At 67.8% G+C, this 15,275-nt stretch carries 12 protein-coding genes; 10 read left to right on the forward strand and 2 right to left on the reverse strand.

From position 1 onward, the window contains the following. Positions 1-4 precede the first annotated feature (4 nt). The 5 genes from urtB (at position 5) to dqs_RS03680 (ending at position 5,975) form a co-directional block, all read left to right on the forward strand. A complete protein-coding gene (urtB, locus tag dqs_RS03660) occupies positions 5-1,624 on the forward strand; it encodes an urea ABC transporter permease subunit UrtB (RefSeq protein ID WP_236778730.1) in 1,620 nt (539 codons plus the stop codon). 193 nt (positions 1,625-1,817) lie between these two features. Then, positions 1,818-3,011 carry an urea ABC transporter permease subunit UrtC gene (gene urtC, locus dqs_RS03665; RefSeq protein WP_065339703.1) on the forward strand — a complete coding sequence of 398 codons (1,194 nt, stop codon included), beginning with the start codon at positions 1,818-1,820 and terminating at the stop codon, positions 3,009-3,011. Beyond that, complete coding sequence (gene urtD / locus dqs_RS03670) at positions 3,008-3,865, forward strand: urea ABC transporter ATP-binding protein UrtD (protein WP_011764412.1); 858 nt, start codon at positions 3,008-3,010, stop codon at positions 3,863-3,865. The genes urtC and urtD overlap by 4 nt, the downstream gene beginning before the upstream one ends. A 429-nt stretch (positions 3,866-4,294) precedes the next feature. Next, on the forward strand, positions 4,295-4,987 hold the full coding sequence (gene urtE, locus dqs_RS03675; protein WP_065339704.1) for an urea ABC transporter ATP-binding subunit UrtE: 693 nt from the start codon (positions 4,295-4,297) through the stop codon (positions 4,985-4,987). A 34-nt stretch (positions 4,988-5,021) separates the two neighbouring features. Continuing rightward, complete coding sequence (locus dqs_RS03680; protein WP_065339705.1) at positions 5,022-5,975, forward strand: LysR substrate-binding domain-containing protein; 954 nt, start codon at positions 5,022-5,024, stop codon at positions 5,973-5,975. Between the two features lie 13 nt (positions 5,976-5,988). On the opposite strand, the gene dqs_RS03685 is transcribed toward dqs_RS03680, so the two are convergent. Then, the gene (locus dqs_RS03685) at positions 5,989-6,771 is read right to left on the reverse strand and encodes an enoyl-CoA hydratase/isomerase family protein (protein WP_011764415.1); all 783 of its coding nucleotides are present in this window, start codon (positions 6,769-6,771) and stop codon (positions 5,989-5,991) included. Between the two features lie 246 nt (positions 6,772-7,017). Between dqs_RS03685 and dqs_RS03690 the strand changes: the two genes are divergently transcribed. The 3 genes from dqs_RS03690 to paeA all read left to right on the forward strand — a co-directional run bounded on the left by dqs_RS03690 (position 7,018) and on the right by paeA (position 10,466). Continuing rightward, on the forward strand, positions 7,018-7,338 hold the full coding sequence (locus tag dqs_RS03690) for a DUF485 domain-containing protein (RefSeq protein WP_011764416.1): 321 nt from the start codon (positions 7,018-7,020) through the stop codon (positions 7,336-7,338). Beyond that, positions 7,338-9,017, forward strand: coding sequence for a cation acetate symporter (locus tag dqs_RS03695; protein ID WP_011764417.1), 1,680 nt, complete (start codon positions 7,338-7,340; stop codon positions 9,015-9,017). Before dqs_RS03690 ends, dqs_RS03695 begins: the two co-directional genes overlap by 1 nt. A 153-nt stretch (positions 9,018-9,170) precedes the next feature. Continuing rightward, positions 9,171-10,466 (forward strand): polyamine export protein PaeA, encoded by a 1,296-nt coding sequence (gene paeA, locus dqs_RS03700; RefSeq protein ID WP_065339706.1) that lies wholly within the window; start codon positions 9,171-9,173, stop codon positions 10,464-10,466. A gap of 531 nt (positions 10,467-10,997) precedes the next feature. Here the strand turns inward: paeA and dqs_RS03705 are convergent. Beyond that, entirely contained in the window at positions 10,998-11,669 is a 672-nt protein-coding gene (locus dqs_RS03705) for a GntR family transcriptional regulator (RefSeq protein ID WP_011764419.1), read from the reverse strand. 326 nt (positions 11,670-11,995) lie between these two features. Between dqs_RS03705 and scpA the strand changes: the two genes are divergently transcribed. Next, a complete protein-coding gene (scpA, locus tag dqs_RS03710) occupies positions 11,996-14,161 on the forward strand; it encodes a methylmalonyl-CoA mutase (protein WP_011764420.1) in 2,166 nt (721 codons plus the stop codon). A gap of 66 nt (positions 14,162-14,227) precedes the next feature. After that, a complete protein-coding gene (gene meaB, locus dqs_RS03715) occupies positions 14,228-15,241 on the forward strand; it encodes a methylmalonyl Co-A mutase-associated GTPase MeaB (protein ID WP_011764421.1) in 1,014 nt (337 codons plus the stop codon). Positions 15,242-15,275 lie beyond the last annotated feature (34 nt).

Here is a 15,275-nt window from a genome sequence, read left to right on the forward strand (position 1 = left end):
TGCCATGAACCGATTGCTGCTGCGGCTCGCGCTGCTCTTCGCCTCGCTCGCCTGCCTTGCCCTGCCGGCCCGTGCCGCGCTCGATCCCGCCCTGGTGGCCGGGTTCGCCGGCGATTTCAACAGCCGCGTCGCCGCCATCGAGGCGTTGGGCGTGGAGGGCAGCGCCGCGGCGCGCGCGCTGCTCGATGCGGTGGAGGCCGGCAATGTCGGCACCGCCGCCGACAAGGTGGTCGTCATCGATGGCGACGCGGTCAAGGACGCCGCCAGCGGCGAAGCCCTGCAGATCGCCGCCGACGAGGTCGAGACGATCACGGTGAACAACCGCATCCGCCGCGCCCTCGCCACCGCGCATGCCGCGCTGGCGCTGTCGGCGGAGAGCGGGGCCGATCGCCTCGCTGCCGCCAACACGCTGACCGAGAACACCTCCGAATCGCTGCTGCCGCTGTTCGAACGCACGCTCGCCGGGGAAAAGGACGAAGCCGTGCGCGGCGTGCTCAGCCGCGCGGTCGCCCGCGTCAACCTCGGCTCCGCCGACGCCGCCAAGCGCCTGAAGGCCGCCGAGGCGCTCGGCGAATCCTCCGATCCGGCGGTAAAGAACATGCTCGCCGCGCTGCTGGAAAAGCGCGGCGAGGGCAAGGACGCCAGCTGGGCCGAACCCGACGCCGAGGTGCGCGCCGCGGCCGAAGCCTCGATCAAGGCGATCGACCGTCGCATCGCCACGGCGCAGGCGGTGGGTACGGTGTTCTCCGGCCTGTCGCTCGGCTCCATCCTGCTGCTGGCCGCGCTCGGCCTCGCGATCACCTACGGCGTGATGGGCATCATCAACATGGCCCACGGCGAACTGCTGATGGTCGGCGCCTACGCCACCTTCCTGGTGCAGGGCCTGTTCCGCAGCTACCTGCCGGCCTACCTCGACTGGTACGTGGTCGCCGCCATCCCGGTCGCCTTCTTCGCTGCCGCGCTGGTCGGCGTGGCGATGGAGCGGCTGGTGCTGCGCCACCTCTACGGCCGCCCGCTGGAATCGCTGCTCGCCACGTGGGGCCTGTCGCTGGTGCTGATCCAGGCTGCGCGCGTGGTGTTCGGTCCTCAGAACCTCGAACTCGCCAATCCGGGCTGGATGTCGGGCGGCATGGAACTCGCCGCGGGCGTGGTGCTGCCCTACAACCGCATCGTCATCATCGGCTTCGCCGTCTTCGTGCTGGTGCTGATCTGGCTGATGATGCAGAAGACCCGGCTCGGCATGTTCGTGCGCGCCGTCACCCAGAACCGCCCGATGGCCGGCTGCGTCGGCGTGCCGACGGCGCGGGTCGATACGCTGGCCTTCGCGATCGGCTCCGGCGTGGCCGGGCTGGGCGGGCTGGCGCTGTCGCAGATCGCCAACGTCGGCCCGGCGATGGGCCAGGGCTACATCGTCGATGCCTTCATGGTCGTGGTGCTCGGCGGCGTCGGCCAGTTGGCCGGCGCGGTGTGGGCGGCGCTCGGGCTGGGCATCGTCGCCAAGTTCCTCGAAGGCTGGGCCGGCGCGGTGATCGCCAAGATCCTGGTGCTGGTGTTCATCATCGTCTTCATCCAGAAGCGCCCGCAGGGGATCTTCGCCCTCAAGGGACGCTTCGCCGACAGCTGAGACAGCAAGCCCCGATCACCGCAGCGACGGTCGGGGTGTTCGCGCAGCGGGCGAGGACTGTCCGAGCGAACGCAGTGAGCGAGTTCCGCAGCCCGCGGAGCGAACACCCCGGCCGGCGCGCCTCGCAAGCCGCGAGACCTGCAGCACCGAAGGTGTGACGAAAGCCATTCAAGCAAAAGGAGGCGCCCCCCAAATGCGCACCCCATTCACCGTAAGACTGTTCCAGAGCATGCCGAAGACCGGCTGGGTCGCGCTCGCGATCTTCGCCGTCGTCGCCTGCGTCGGCGTGCCCGTCGCCCACCTCGCACTGCCGGAGGGCCATGCGCTGCACCTGTCGGCCTACACCGTCAGCCTGCTCGGCAAGATCCTGTGCTACATGGTGGTGGCGGTGGCGATGGACCTGATCTGGGGCTACGCCGGCATCCTCAGCCTCGGCCACGGCCTCTTCTTCGCCCTCGGCGGCTACGCCTTCGGCATGTATCTGATGCGCCAGATCGGCCGCGACGGCAGCTACCAGAGCGACCTGCCGGACTTCATGGTCTTCCTCGACTGGAAGGAACTGCCCTGGTACTGGGCGGGGTCCGACTCCTTCCTGTGGGCGCTCTTCCTCGCCATGGCGCTGCCCGGCCTGGTCGCCTTCGTGTTCGGCTACTTCGCCTTCCGCTCGCGCATCAAGGGTGTGTACTTCTCCATCATCACCCAGGCGCTCACCTACGCCGCGATGCTGCTGTTCTTCCGCAACGAGACCGGCTTCGGCGGCAACAACGGCTTCACCGACTTCAAGCGCATCCTCGGCTACAGCATCACCTCGCCGGAAATGCGGGCGACGCTGTTCGCGCTCTCCGCGCTGCTGCTGATCGCCTGCCTGGTGCTCGGCCGCTACCTCGTTTCCTCGCGCTTCGGCCGCGTGCTCGCCGCCATCCGCGATGCCGAGAGCCGGGTCATGTTCATCGGCTACAACCCGCTGCACTACAAGCTCTTCATGTGGACGCTGTCGGCGGTGTTGTGCGGCCTGGCGGGCGCGCTCTACGTGCCGCAGGTGGGCATCATCAACCCCTCGGAAATGAGCCCGGCCAACTCGATCGAGATTGCGGTGTGGGTGGCCGTGGGCGGCCGCGGCACGCTGGTGGGCGCGGTGCTCGGCGCCGGCATCGTCAATCTGGCCAAGAGCTTCTTCACCGTCACCGTGCCGGAATACTGGCCCTTCTTCCTCGGCTTCCTCTTCATCGCGGTCACGCTTTACCTGCCGGACGGCGTGGTTGGTCTGTGGCGCAAGCTGCGCGCCCGCAAGGGCCCCGACAGCGCGGCGGCGGCGCCGGCCGTGACCGCAGCGCCCGTGGGCGAAACCGCGCCCGAAACCACCGTCGCCAAGGGAGCCACGGCATGACCGAAACCACCGAACTGGAACGCCGCGCGCGCGCCTTCGCCGAAGCGGGCGGGCGCGAGAACTGGGAGGGCGCCGCCGCCACCGGCCACGTCGCCACCGGCGAACTGGACCTGTCGCACAACGTCATCCTGTATCTGGACGACATCACGGTGAGCTTCGACGGCTTCCGCGCGCTCAACAAGCTGTCGCTCACGATCGACGCGGGCGAGCTGCGCTGCATCATCGGCCCCAACGGCGCCGGCAAGACCACGATGATGGACGTCATCACCGGCAAGACGCGGCCCGACGAGGGCAAGGCCTTCTTCGGCCAGACTCTGGACCTGACCCGCATGACCGAGCCGGAGATCGCCCACGCCGGCATCGGCCGCAAGTTCCAGAAGCCGACCATCTTCGAGAACCACAGCGCGTTCGAGAACCTGGAACTGGCGATGAAGGCCGACAAGCGGGTGCGCCGCACGCTGTTCGCCAGCCTGTTCGACGACGAGCGCGACCGCATCGCCGACGTGCTCAAGCAGATCCGCCTCGACAAGTTCGCCGACCGCAGTGCCGGGCTGCTGTCGCACGGTCAGAAGCAGTGGCTGGAGATCGGCATGCTGCTGATGCAGGAGCCCAAGCTGCTGCTGCTCGACGAGCCGGTGGCCGGCATGACCGACGACGAAACCGAGCGCACCGCCGAACTGTTCGTGAGCCTCGCCGGCAAGCATTCACTGATGGTGGTGGAGCACGACATGGCCTTCGTCGAGGCGCTCGGCGGCAAGGTCACCGTGCTGTGCGAAGGATCGGTGCTGGCTGAAGGTGATCTCGCCACGGTGCAGGCGGATTCGCGGGTTATCGAGGTTTATCTGGGGCGTTGAGTTTTCCCTGTGCTGAACGGTGGTTGCGTGAAACCGCCGGCTGCGCGGGGTATTCCTTCCAGGGGCTGCGGAACTCGCTCACTACGTTCGCTCGGCAGTCCTCGCCCCTTCCAGGAATACCCCGCACATCCGGCTCGACCCGGTGGATGCTCAGGGCCGGGACCGGCTGCGTGCGTTCCAGGCCCCGCGAACTTCAAGGCTTGAGCGACCTGCTACGCCAAGCCAGTCGTGTGGGGTGTTTGTGGAGGGGCGAGGACTGTCCGAGCGAACGGAGTGAGCGAGTTCCGCAGCCCCGGAAGAAACACCCCGCGCGGCTGGCGTTAGAACCGCCGCCGCCAAGCACCACCAAAACAACCGCGCCCACTTTTTGCTTAACACCCTGACCCCGGCCCCGCGGCCAAAAGCCAGGACCCGCCGAAAGGACGAAACATGCTGAAAGTCGACAACCTCAACCAGTACTACGGCGGCAGCCACATCCTGCGCGGCCTCTCGTTCGAAGTGCCGGTGGGCAAGGTCACCACGCTGCTCGGCCGTAACGGCGTCGGCAAGACCACGCTGCTCAAGACCCTGATGGGCCTCGTGCCCGCCGCCAGCGGCACGATCCACTTCGGTGCGCAGGACATCACCCGCGCACCATCGTACAACCGCGTGCGCGCCGGCATCGGCTACGTCCCGCAAGGGCGCGAAATCTTTCCGCGCCTCAGCGTCGAAGAAAACCTGCTGATGGGTCTCGCCACGCAGCCGCGCGGCAGCAGCATCCCGCAACGCATCTTCGAAATGTTCCCGGTACTCAAGCAGATGATGGGGCGGCGCGGCGGCGACCTCTCCGGCGGCCAGCAACAACAGCTCGCCATCGGCCGCGCGCTCGCCTTCGGCCCCAAGCTGCTGATCCTCGACGAACCGACCGAGGGCATCCAGCCCTCGATCATCAAGGACATCGAACGCGCCATCCGCAGCCTCGCCGCCACCGGCGAGATGGCCATCCTGCTCGTCGAACAGTATTACGACTTCGCCCGCGCCCTCTCCGATCAATACCTCGTCATGGAGCGTGGCGAAATCGTCATGCGCGGCGAGGGCGCCAACATGGATGCCGACGGCGTGCGCGAAGCGCTCGCGGTCTGAACCCCCCCACCGCACCCCCACAGGAGAACCCTCGATGGCCAACGGATGCACCTGGGATTCGCTCGACGCGCACCTGCTGCGCGTGCTGCACGTACTGCTCACCGAAGGCAGCGTGTCGCGCGCCGCGCGCCGGCTCAACCAGTCGCAGCCCGCGGTCAGCACCGCGCTCAAGCGCCTGCGCGACATCACCGGCGACAAGCTGCTCGTGCGCTCGCGGACCGGCATGACGCCCACCGAACGCGGCGCCGAACTGCTCGAACCGGTGCGCATCGCGCTCGAACAGATGGAACGCATCGCCGCCGGACCCGAAGGCTTCGAACCGGCCAACTCGCGCCGCGTCTTCAACATCGCCACGCCCGATTACCTCAATGCGCTGATGCTGGGCGAGATCGTCGCCGACATCCATCGCCAGGCACCGGGCGCGCAGGTCGCGTTTCACTCGATGACGCAGACCTTCGACTACCCGCGTGCGCTCGAATCGGGCGAACTCGACCTCGTCATCGGCAACTGGCCCAACCCGCCGGAACACCTGCGCACCGCGCCGCTGTTCGAGGACCGCATGGTGGTGATGATGCGCACCGGCCACCCGCTGGCGGGCGCGCCGCTCACCCTGTCGGCCTGGCTGGCGGCCGAGCACGTGGTGCCCACCTCCTACTCGGTCGGCCAACGCGGGGTGGTGGACGTCTACCTCGCGCGCGAGCGCCTGCGCCGCAACGTCGTCGCCCATGTGCCGTATTTCCACATGGCGCCGTACATGGTGCTGCAGTCCGACCTGGTGTTTACCGCACCGGCGCGCTTCGCCTCGCACTACGCCGATTTCCTGCCGATGGCGGTGGTGGATGCGCCGGCCGAGCTGCCGCGCATGGCCTACTACCTGCTGTGGCACGACCGCAGCCAGCACTCTGCCGAATGCCGCTGGCTGCGCGAACGCATCATCCGCGCCGCACGGCCCGATCCGGCACCGGCGCCGCTGCGGCGCGTGGCCTGAAGCGGCGGCGCGTTCAGCGCCCCTTGAACACCGGCTTGCGCTTGGCGAGGAAGGCTTCCAGTCCCTCGCGGTAGTCCTCGGTGGCGAGGAAGTCGAAGGCCGCGCGGCGTTCGGCTTCGCTCAGCGGCTCCGGGCGCTGCAGGCGCTTCGCCCACTGCTTGTGCCAGCGCGCCACCAGCGGCGCCCCGGCGGCGATGCGCGCGGCGCAGGCGGCGGCTTCGTCGAACACGTTCGCGTCATCGACGACCCTGCTCAGTAGGCCCTTCTGCAAAGCCTCGGCGGCGTCCAGGATGCGGCCCTCCAGCAGGATCTCCAGCACCACCGCCGGACCCACCAGCGCCAGCAGGCCCGCCATTTCCCCCGGGTACATCGAGAAGCCGAGCTTGTTGATCGGTGCGCCGAAGCGCGAAGACGCGCCCGCGATGCGCAGGTCGCAGCAGCCGGCGATCTCCAGCCCGCCGCCGACGCAGGCGCCGCGAATCGCCGCCACCGTCGGCACCGGACAGTCACGGATCGCGTTGAGCGCGGCCGCCACCAGTTCCTCGTGGTAGTGCAGGGCGTCGTCCACCGTCGCGCGCACGGTGCGGAACTCCTCGATGTCGCCGCCGGCGGCGAAGGCCTCGTCGCCCGCTCCGCGCAGCACGATGCAGCGCACGCCGGGATCGGCACCGAGTTCCGCAAAGGCTGCGCGCAACTGGCGCCACATGCCGGCATTCACCGCGTTCAGCTTGCCGGGGTTGGAAAGGGAAACCGTGGCGACGGCATCGCCGCGATCGACAAGGATCTGTCCGTTCATCGGGGGCCTGTTGGGGTTGCGGCCGGGCGGCGGGCGCTTTCGCCACGCCCCCCGGCGGGGAGTCGGATGGCCACGATTGTGGCGCAGATGCTGAGTTTGACAAAACCCGTCCATACACTATGGTATGGAGTCATAAGAATAATATATCATCCGTAAAAACCGGCACCCCGCGTCAGACGGGAGGGCGGAAAAAGGAGGGTGGAGGAAGCAACGATCCCGCGTTGTTTTCTTGAGGAGAGGAGAGAGATGTCCAGTTCTGTGTACGCCCATATCAGGCGCAACCCGCGTTTCGCGGAGCTTGTCGCCAAGCGCACCCGCTTCGCCACGCTGCTGGCGGCGATCGTGCTCGTCGTGTTCTACGGCTTCGTGCTGGTGGTGGCCTTCGCGCCGCAGATTGTCGGCCAGCGCCTGTCGGAGGGCAGCAACCTGACCATCGGCATCGTCGCCGGTCTGTTCCAGTTCATCTTTTTCTGGGTGCTGACCTTCGTCTATGTGCGCCGCGCCAACGGCGAGTTCGACGCGATCAACACCGAGATCGTCCGCGCCGCCTGGCAGGAGGAGAAGTAATGAACGCATCCCGCCTGTCCCGCCTGGCCCTCGGCCTGGCCTCGCTGCCGCTGTCGGCCGCCGCCCTGGCCGCCGGCCCCGCGATGGAAGCCGCGCAGAAGCAGCCGCTCAACCTGCACGCCATCGGCATGTTCTTCGTGTTCGTGCTGATGACCCTCGGGATCACCTACTGGGCGGCCAGCCGCACCAAGTCGGCGTCCGATTTCTACACCGCCGGCGGTGGCATCACCGGCTTCCAGAACGGCCTCGCGATCGCCGGCGACTACATGTCCGCCGCCACCCTGCTCGGCCTTACCGCGATGATGTACGCGCAGGGTGTGGATGCCTACATCTACATGATCGCGTTCTTCGTCGGCTGGCCGATCATCCTGTTCCTGATGGCCGAACGCCTGCGCAACCTGGGCAAGTTCACCTTCGCCGACATCACCGCCTACCGCCTCGACCAAGGCAAGGTGCGCACGATGGCGGCGGTCAGCTCGCTGACCGTGGTGTGCTTCTACCTCGTCGCGCAGATGGTCGGCGCCGGCCAGCTGATCAAGCTGCTGTTCGGTCTGGACTACACCGTCGCGCTGTTCGTCGTCGGCGCGCTGATGATGGTCTACGTCACCTTCGGCGGCATGGTCGCCACCACCTGGGTGCAGATCATCAAGGCCTGCATGCTGCTGCTCGGCGGCACCACCGTGATGCTGCTGGCGCTGAGCCAGTTCGGCTTCAGCTTCGAGGCGCTGGCCACCCGCGCGATGGAAGTGCATAAGCTCGGGCCCAAGCTGTTCAACCCGGGCAGCCTGCTCGCCGATCCGGTCACCGCGATCTCGCTCGGCCTCGGCCTGATGTTCGGCACCGCGGGCCTGCCGCACATCCTGATGCGCTTCTTCACCGTGACCGACGCCAAGGAAGCGCGCAAGTCGGTGCTCTACGCCTCGGGCATCATCGCGTACTTCTTCAACGTGATCGCGCTGATGGGCCTGGCCGCCATCCTGATCGTCGGCCAGAACCCGCAATACTTCGAAGGCGGCGATCTCGCCGGCAAGATCGTCGGCGGCGGCAACATGGTGGCGATGCACCTGGCGCACGCGGTGGGCGGCAACCTGCTGCTCGGCTTCCTGTCGGCGGTGGCCTTCGCGACCATCCTCGCGGTGGTGGCCGGCCTGGCGCTGGCTGGTGCCTCGGCGATCTCGCACGACATCTACGCCCGCGTGATCATGAAGGGCCGCGCCTCGGAAACCACCGAGATCCGCGTCTCCAAGTTCGCCACCATCGGTCTCGGCGTGGTCGCGGTGCTGCTCGGCATCGTGTTCGAGAAGATGAACGTCGCCTTCATGGTTGCGCTCGCCTTCGGTGTCGCCGCGTCCGCCAACTTCCCGGTGCTGATCCTGTCGATGTACTGGAAGGGCCTGACCACCCGCGGCGCGCTTGCCGGCGGCTACCTCGGCCTGTTCAGCGCGGTGACCTTCGTGGTGCTGTCGAAGTCGGTGTGGGTGGATGTGCTCGGCAACGCCGCGCCGATCTTCCCCTGGACGCAGCCGGCGCTGTTCTCGATGCCGCTTGCCTTCCTCGCGACCATCGTGGTGTCGCTGCTCGACTCCAGCCACAAGGCGCGCAGCGAGCGCGAGGCCTTCGAAGACCAGTACGTGCGTGCGCAGACCGGTGTCGGCGCCGCCAGCGCCGCCGCGCACTAAGCCGCGTCGCTGCACACCCCGGCCGCCATGTGCGGCCCCGAACCCCCTCCGGCTTTCGGGCCCGAGGGGGTTCTTGTTTGCGGCGGGCGAGGTGGCGGCGTCATGGCCGGGTGCTAGACTCGCCCGCGTCTCATTTCCCGCGCGGGAGCCTCCGTGGCGCTGCTCAACCACCTGCTGCTCATCCTGCTGCTGATCGCGGTCAGCGCCTTCTTCTCGCTCGCCGAAATCTCGCTGGCGGCAGCGCGCAAGATCAAGCTCCAGCAACTGGCGGAAGAGGGCGTGGCCGACGCGCGGCGCGTACTGGCGCTGCAGGAGAGCCCCGGCAGCTTCTTCACCGTGGTGCAGATCGCGCTCAACGCGGTCGCCATCCTCGGCGGCATCGTCGGCGAGCAGGCGCTGTCGCCCTACGTGGAGTCCGCGCTGCGCCCGTTCTACGCCGGCCCCGCGCTCGGCACCGTCAGTTTCGTGATCGCGTTCGTCTTCGTGACTTCGATGTTCGTGCTGCTGGCCGATCTGATGCCCAAGCGCCTGGCGATGGTGAAGCCCGAGGCGGTGGCGATGCGGGTGGTGCGACCGATCCAGGCCAGCATGTGGCTGTTCGCGCCGCTGGTGTGGCTGTTCAACAGCCTGGCGGACCGCCTGTTCGGGCTGTTCGGCGTGCCGAGCGCGCGCGCGGACGACATCACCTCGGACGACATCCTCGCGATGGCCGAAGCCGGCACGCGCGCCGGCGCACTGCTGGAGCAGGAGCAGAACCTGATCCGCAACGTGTTCGAACTGGACGCCCGCATCGTGCCCTCGGCGATGACCTCGCGCGACAGCGTCGTGTACTTCACGCTGGGCGAAGCCGAGGACAGCATCCGGCGCAAGATGGCGGCGCATCCGCACGGCAAGTTCCCGGTGTGCGAGAGCGGCATCGACGACGTCATCGGCTACGTGGATGCGAAGGACCTCTTCCGCCGCATCCTGCAGGGGCAGGACCTGTCGCTGCGCACCCAGCCGATCGTGCGCAAGGTGCTGATGCTGCCGGACACGCTGACACTGTTCGAGGCACTGGAGCGCTTCCGCGACGCCAAGGAGGACTTCGCGCTGGTGATCAGCGAGTACGCGCTGGTGGTCGGCCTGCTGACGCTGCAGGACGTCATGAACACCGTGATGGGCGAACTCGGCAGCCCCTACCAGGAGGAACTGATCGTGCGCCGCGATGATTGCTCCTGGCTGATCGACGGCGTCACCCCGATCGAGGACGTGATGCAGGCGCTGGAGATCGAGGTTTTCGAAGGCTTCGAGAACTACGAGACGATCGCCGGCTTTCTGATGTACCGGCTGCGCAAGGTGCCCAAGCGCACCGACTTCGTGGTCTACGCCGGCTACAAGTTCGAAGTGGTCGACATCGACAACTACCGCATCGACCAGGTGCTGGTGACGCGGGAGCCCGCCGCGGCCTGATCACCACAGCGATCGCCGCCGGGCCGCCCCAAGGCGATCGCGTGCCCCCTTGGGGGTGAAGCAGGGGTTTCACGGAGCACTGCTCCGTGCCTGCGGAACGGGCCGGCTGTGCAAAGCCGGCACTCCTGCCGCGCAGCGGGCGGGGGCAGAAAACCGCGATCGCCGCCGGGCCGCCCCAAGGCGATCGCGTGCCCCCTTGGGGGGTGAAGCAGGGGTTTCACGGAGCGTTGCTCCGTGCCTGCGGAACGGGCCGGCTGTGCAAAGCCGGCACTCCTGCCGTGCAGCGGGCGGGGGCAGAAAACCGCGATCGCCGCCGGGCCGCCCCAAGGTGATCGCGTGCCCCCTCGGGGGGGGTGAAGCAGGGGTTTCACGGAGCACTGCTCCGTGCCTGCGGAACGGGCCGGCTGTGCAAAGCCGGCACTCCTGCCGTGCAGCGGGCGGGGGCAGAAAACCGCGATCGCCGCCGGGCCGTCCCAAGGCGATCGCGTGCCCCCTCGGGGGGCGACCGCGCAGCGGGCGGGGGCAGAAAAACTACGCGGCGCGGTTGCGCGCCTCCGCGATTCGAGACAGCGCCGCGCGGCCGCTGTGGATGTGGCGGCGCATCCGGGTTTCCGCCGCGTCCGGATCGCGCGCCAGCACCGCTTCCAGGATCTCTCGGTGTTCGGCGAGCGACTGCTCCAGGCGGCCTTCGGAAAACAGCGAATGGTGGCGCGACAGCTTGATCACCTTGCGCAGGTCCTCGATCACCTGCAGCAGCCAGCGGTTGTCGGCGATCTGCTGCAGCACGTGATGGAAAGCCTGGTTGGCCTCGAAGAAGCGGTCGATATCCTGCGCGGCGGCGGCGGCTTCCAGTGTGGCGTGGATGTCGCGCAGGCGGGCAAGGTCGGCGTCGCTGGCGCGCGCCACCGAGGCGCGGGCGCATTCGCCTTCCAGCAGGGCAATGATGTTGAAGACCTCGTCGAGGTCGCGCTCGGAAATCTCGGTGACGTAGCAGCCACGGCGCGGCTTGAGCGTGACCAGGCCTTCGGAGGCCAGCACCTTCAGCGCTTCGCGCAGCGGCGTGCGCGAGATGCCGTATTGCTCGGCCAGTGCCTGCTCGTCCACCCAGGTGCCCGGCGGCAGTTCGTGCGAGAAGATGCGCTCGCGCAGGCGTTCTGCGACTTCCTGATAAAGCGCGAGCGGGGCGATGCGGGACGCTGTCATGGCGGTGTGGTGGGCGGAGGCGCGCAAGGATACCCGGAGCGGGCGTCGTATGGGTCTCCGACGGTTGCATGCATAATTATGGATAAAGTATTATTTCCAACCTGATCGAAGTCAAGCGCTTCCACGATCGTCTTTCCGGTGGCGACGCAGGCATGGGAGGCGGAGCGCGCAAGCGCGCCGCGCATGAGAGGGACTGCGTTGCCCGTCGGAGCGCCGACGGCCGCCCGCGGTATGGTTCGCGGGCGGTCTCGTCGTCGCCGGTCGGTGCTTGTCACACATACATCTATGCCGCTGCGGCGGCGCTACTGATTCAGTGAGGGTTAGTCATGTCGAACGCCAACCTGCCCGCCTATCCGCAACCGGATCTCGAGGCCTGGAACAAGGCCGCCGCCAAGCAGGCGCCGGACGGCCAACTGGACAAGCTGAACTGGATCACGCCGGAAGGCCTGACCGTCAAGCCGCTGTACACCAAGGCTGACACCGCCGACCTGCCGCACGCCGACACCCTGCCGGGCTTCGAGCCCTTCCTGCGCGGCCCGCAGCCCACGATGTACGCGGTCAAGCCGTGGACCATCCGCCAGTACGCCGGCTTCTCCACCGCGGAAGAATCCAACGCCTTCTACCGCAAGGCGCTCGCCGCCGGCGGCCAGGGCGTGTCGGTGGCCTTCGACCTCGCCACCCACCGCGGCTACGACTCCGACAATCCCCGCGTGCTCGGCGACGTCGGCAAGGCCGGCGTGGCGATCGACTCGGTGGAAGACATGAAGATCCTGTTCGACGGCATCCCGCTCGACAAGATCTCGGTGTCGATGACCATGAACGGCGCGGTGCTGCCCATCCTCGCCGGCTACATCGTCGCGGCCGAAGAGCAGGGCGTGGCGCAGGACAAGCTGTCCGGGACCATCCAGAACGACATCCTCAAGGAGTTCATGGTCCGCAACACCTACATCTACCCGCCGACGCCGTCGATGAAGATCATCGCCGACATCTTCCAGTACACGTCGTCGCACATGCCCAAGTTCAACAGCATCTCGATCTCGGGCTACCACATCCAGGAAGCGGGCGCGAACCAGGCCATCGAACTGGCCTTCACGCTCGCCGACGGTCTCGAATACGTGCGCACCGGCATCGCCGCCGGCATGGACGTCGACACCTTCGCCGGCCGCCTGTCCTTCTTCTGGGCGGTGGGCATGAACTTCTACCTCGAGATCGCCAAGATGCGCGCCGCGCGCCTGCTGTGGTGGCGGATCATGAAGCAGTTCAACCCCAAGAGCCCCAAGTCGATGATGCTGCGCACCCACTCGCAGACTTCCGGCTGGTCGCTCACCGAGCAGGACCCGTACAACAACGTGGTCCGCACCACCATCGAGGCGATGGCCGCGGTGTTCGGCGGCACCCAGTCGCTGCACACCAACGCGCTCGACGAAGCGATCGCGCTGCCCACCGAGTTCTCGGCCCGCATCGCTCGCAACACCCAGATCATCATCCAGGAAGAGACCCACATCTGTAACGTCGTCGATCCCTGGGCCGGCTCCTACATGATGGAAAAGCTCACCCAGGACATGGCAGACAAGGCCTGGGCGCTGATCGAGGAAATCGAGGCCATGGGCGGCATGACCAAGGCGGTCGAATCCGGCTGGGCCAAGATGAAGGTCGAGGAATGCGCCGCCGACAAGCAGGCGCGCATCGACTCCGGCAAGGACGTCATCGTCGGCGTGAACAAGTACAAGCTGGCGAAGGAAGACCCGATCGAGATCCTCGACATCGACAACCACGCCGTGCGTGAAGCGCAGATCGCCCGTCTCACCAAGATCCGCGCCACCCGCGACAGCGCCGCGGTGCAGGCCGCGCTCGACGCGCTCACCCAGTGCGCCGAAAGCGGCGAAGGCAACCTGCTCGACCTCGCGGTCAAGGCGGTGCGTCTGCGCGCCTCGGTGGGCGAAATCTCCGACGCGCTGGAAAAGGTGTTCGGCCGCTACCGTGCCAACCCGCAGGCGGTGTCCGGCGTGTATGGCGCCGTGGTGGAAGACGACGCCGACTGGAAGGAACTGAAGGCCGAGATCGAAGCCTTCATCGCCGAGGAAGGCCGCCGCCCCCGCATCATGATCGCCAAGCTCGGCCAGGACGGCCACGACCGTGGCGCCAAGGTGGTGGCTTCCGCCTTCGCCGACCTCGGCTTCGACATCGACATCGGCCCGCTCTTCCAGACCCCGGAAGAAGCGGCCCGCCACGCGGTGGAAAACGATGTGCACGCGGTCGGCTGCTCCAGCCTCGCCGCCGGCCACAAGACCCTGGTGCCGGCCATCATCGCCGAGCTGAAGCGCTTGGGCGCCGAAGACATCATCACCTTCGTCGGTGGCGTGATCCCGGCGCAGGACTACGACGCGCTCTACGCCGCCGGTGCCAAGGGCATCTTCGGCCCGGGTACGCCGATCCCGAAGGCGGCGCGCGAAGTGCTGAAGCAGATCCGCGCGGCCAAGGTCGCGGCCTGATACGCTTCGCTGCCCGCAACTCGCCGTCATGGCGGGGTGCGGGCGCAGCCCGTCTCCGTCCGCCCGATGGCCATGAACATGCCCGAAAGCCTGCCCGTGCTCGATGACGCCGATCTCGCCCTGGTCGAGGGGGTGCGTGCGCGCCAGCTGCGCCCGCTCGCCAAGACCATCACGCTGATCGAGTCGCAGCGCGAGGACCACAAAGCGCGTGCGCGCGCGGTGCTGGAGGCGCTGCTGCCGCACACCGGCGGGGCGATGCGGGTGGGCATTTCCGGCGTGCCGGGGGTGGGCAAGTCCACCTTCATCGAGGCGCTCGGGCTCTACCTCATCGAGCAGGGCCTGCGCGTGGCGGTGCTGGCGGTCGATCCGTCGTCGTCGCTGACCGGCGGCTCCATCCTCGGCGACAAGACGCGCATGGAACTGCTGTCGCAGAATCCGGCGGCCTTCATCCGTCCCAGCCCGTCGGCCGGTTCCCTCGGCGGTGTCGCCGAGAAGACGCGCGAGACCCTGCTGGTGTGCGAGGCCGCCGGCTTCGACGTGATCATCGTCGAGACCGTCGGCGTGGGGCAGAGCGAGACCGCGGTGGCCGGCATGACCGACATCTTCTGCCTGCTGCAGCTGCCCAATGCCGGCGACGATCTGCAGGCGATCAAGAAAGGCATCATGGAGATCGCCGACCTGATCGTCATCAACAAGGCCGACATCGACGCCGGCGCGGCGATGCGGGCGAAGTCGCAGATGAAGACCGCGCTGCACATGCTGCGCCCGGCCAGCCCCAACTGGACGGTGCCGGTGCTGACGCTGTCGGCGCTGAAGAAGGACGGCATCGCCGAGTTCTGGAACGCCGTGCAGGACTACCGCGGCGCGATGACGAAGAGCGGCGAGTTCGAGGCCAAGCGCCGCCACCAGGCGCTGGCGTGGATGTGGGAACTGATAGACACCGGGCTGCGCAGCCGCTTCCGCAACCACCCCGGCGTGCGCGACGCGCTGCCGCTGCTGGCGGCCGCGGTGGAGGCGGGCGGCACCACGCCCTCGGCGGCGGCGCAGCGCCTGCTCGGCTGCCTGAACCGAACGAATTGAAACGAAAACACGTTCCGCCCGCGATTGCGCGGAC

The sequence above is a fragment of the Azoarcus olearius genome (assembly GCF_001682385.1).
GTDB classification, from domain to species: Bacteria; Pseudomonadota; Gammaproteobacteria; order Burkholderiales; family Rhodocyclaceae; genus Azoarcus; species Azoarcus olearius.

What these genes read in the sequence shown, in the direction of transcription:
- dqs_RS03690 (WP_011764416.1), top strand. Translation starts at nt 7,018, where the DNA reads ATGTCCAGTTCTGTGTACGCCCATATCAGGCGCAACCCGCGTTTCGCG.
- urtC (WP_065339703.1), top strand. Translation starts at nt 1,818, where the DNA reads ATGCGCACCCCATTCACCGTAAGACTGTTCCAGAGCATGCCGAAGACC.
- urtB (WP_236778730.1), top strand. Translation starts at nt 5, where the DNA reads ATGAACCGATTGCTGCTGCGGCTCGCGCTGCTCTTCGCCTCGCTCGCC.
- meaB (WP_011764421.1), top strand. Translation starts at nt 14,228, where the DNA reads ATGGCCATGAACATGCCCGAAAGCCTGCCCGTGCTCGATGACGCCGAT.
- scpA (WP_011764420.1), top strand. Translation starts at nt 11,996, where the DNA reads ATGTCGAACGCCAACCTGCCCGCCTATCCGCAACCGGATCTCGAGGCC.
- dqs_RS03685 (WP_011764415.1), bottom strand. Translation starts at nt 6,771, where the DNA reads ATGAACGGACAGATCCTTGTCGATCGCGGCGATGCCGTCGCCACGGTT.
- dqs_RS03680 (WP_065339705.1), top strand. Translation starts at nt 5,022, where the DNA reads ATGGCCAACGGATGCACCTGGGATTCGCTCGACGCGCACCTGCTGCGC.
- urtD (WP_011764412.1), top strand. Translation starts at nt 3,008, where the DNA reads ATGACCGAAACCACCGAACTGGAACGCCGCGCGCGCGCCTTCGCCGAA.
- dqs_RS03705 (WP_011764419.1), bottom strand. Translation starts at nt 11,669, where the DNA reads ATGACAGCGTCCCGCATCGCCCCGCTCGCGCTTTATCAGGAAGTCGCA.
- urtE (WP_065339704.1), top strand. Translation starts at nt 4,295, where the DNA reads ATGCTGAAAGTCGACAACCTCAACCAGTACTACGGCGGCAGCCACATC.
- dqs_RS03695 (WP_011764417.1), top strand. Translation starts at nt 7,338, where the DNA reads ATGAACGCATCCCGCCTGTCCCGCCTGGCCCTCGGCCTGGCCTCGCTG.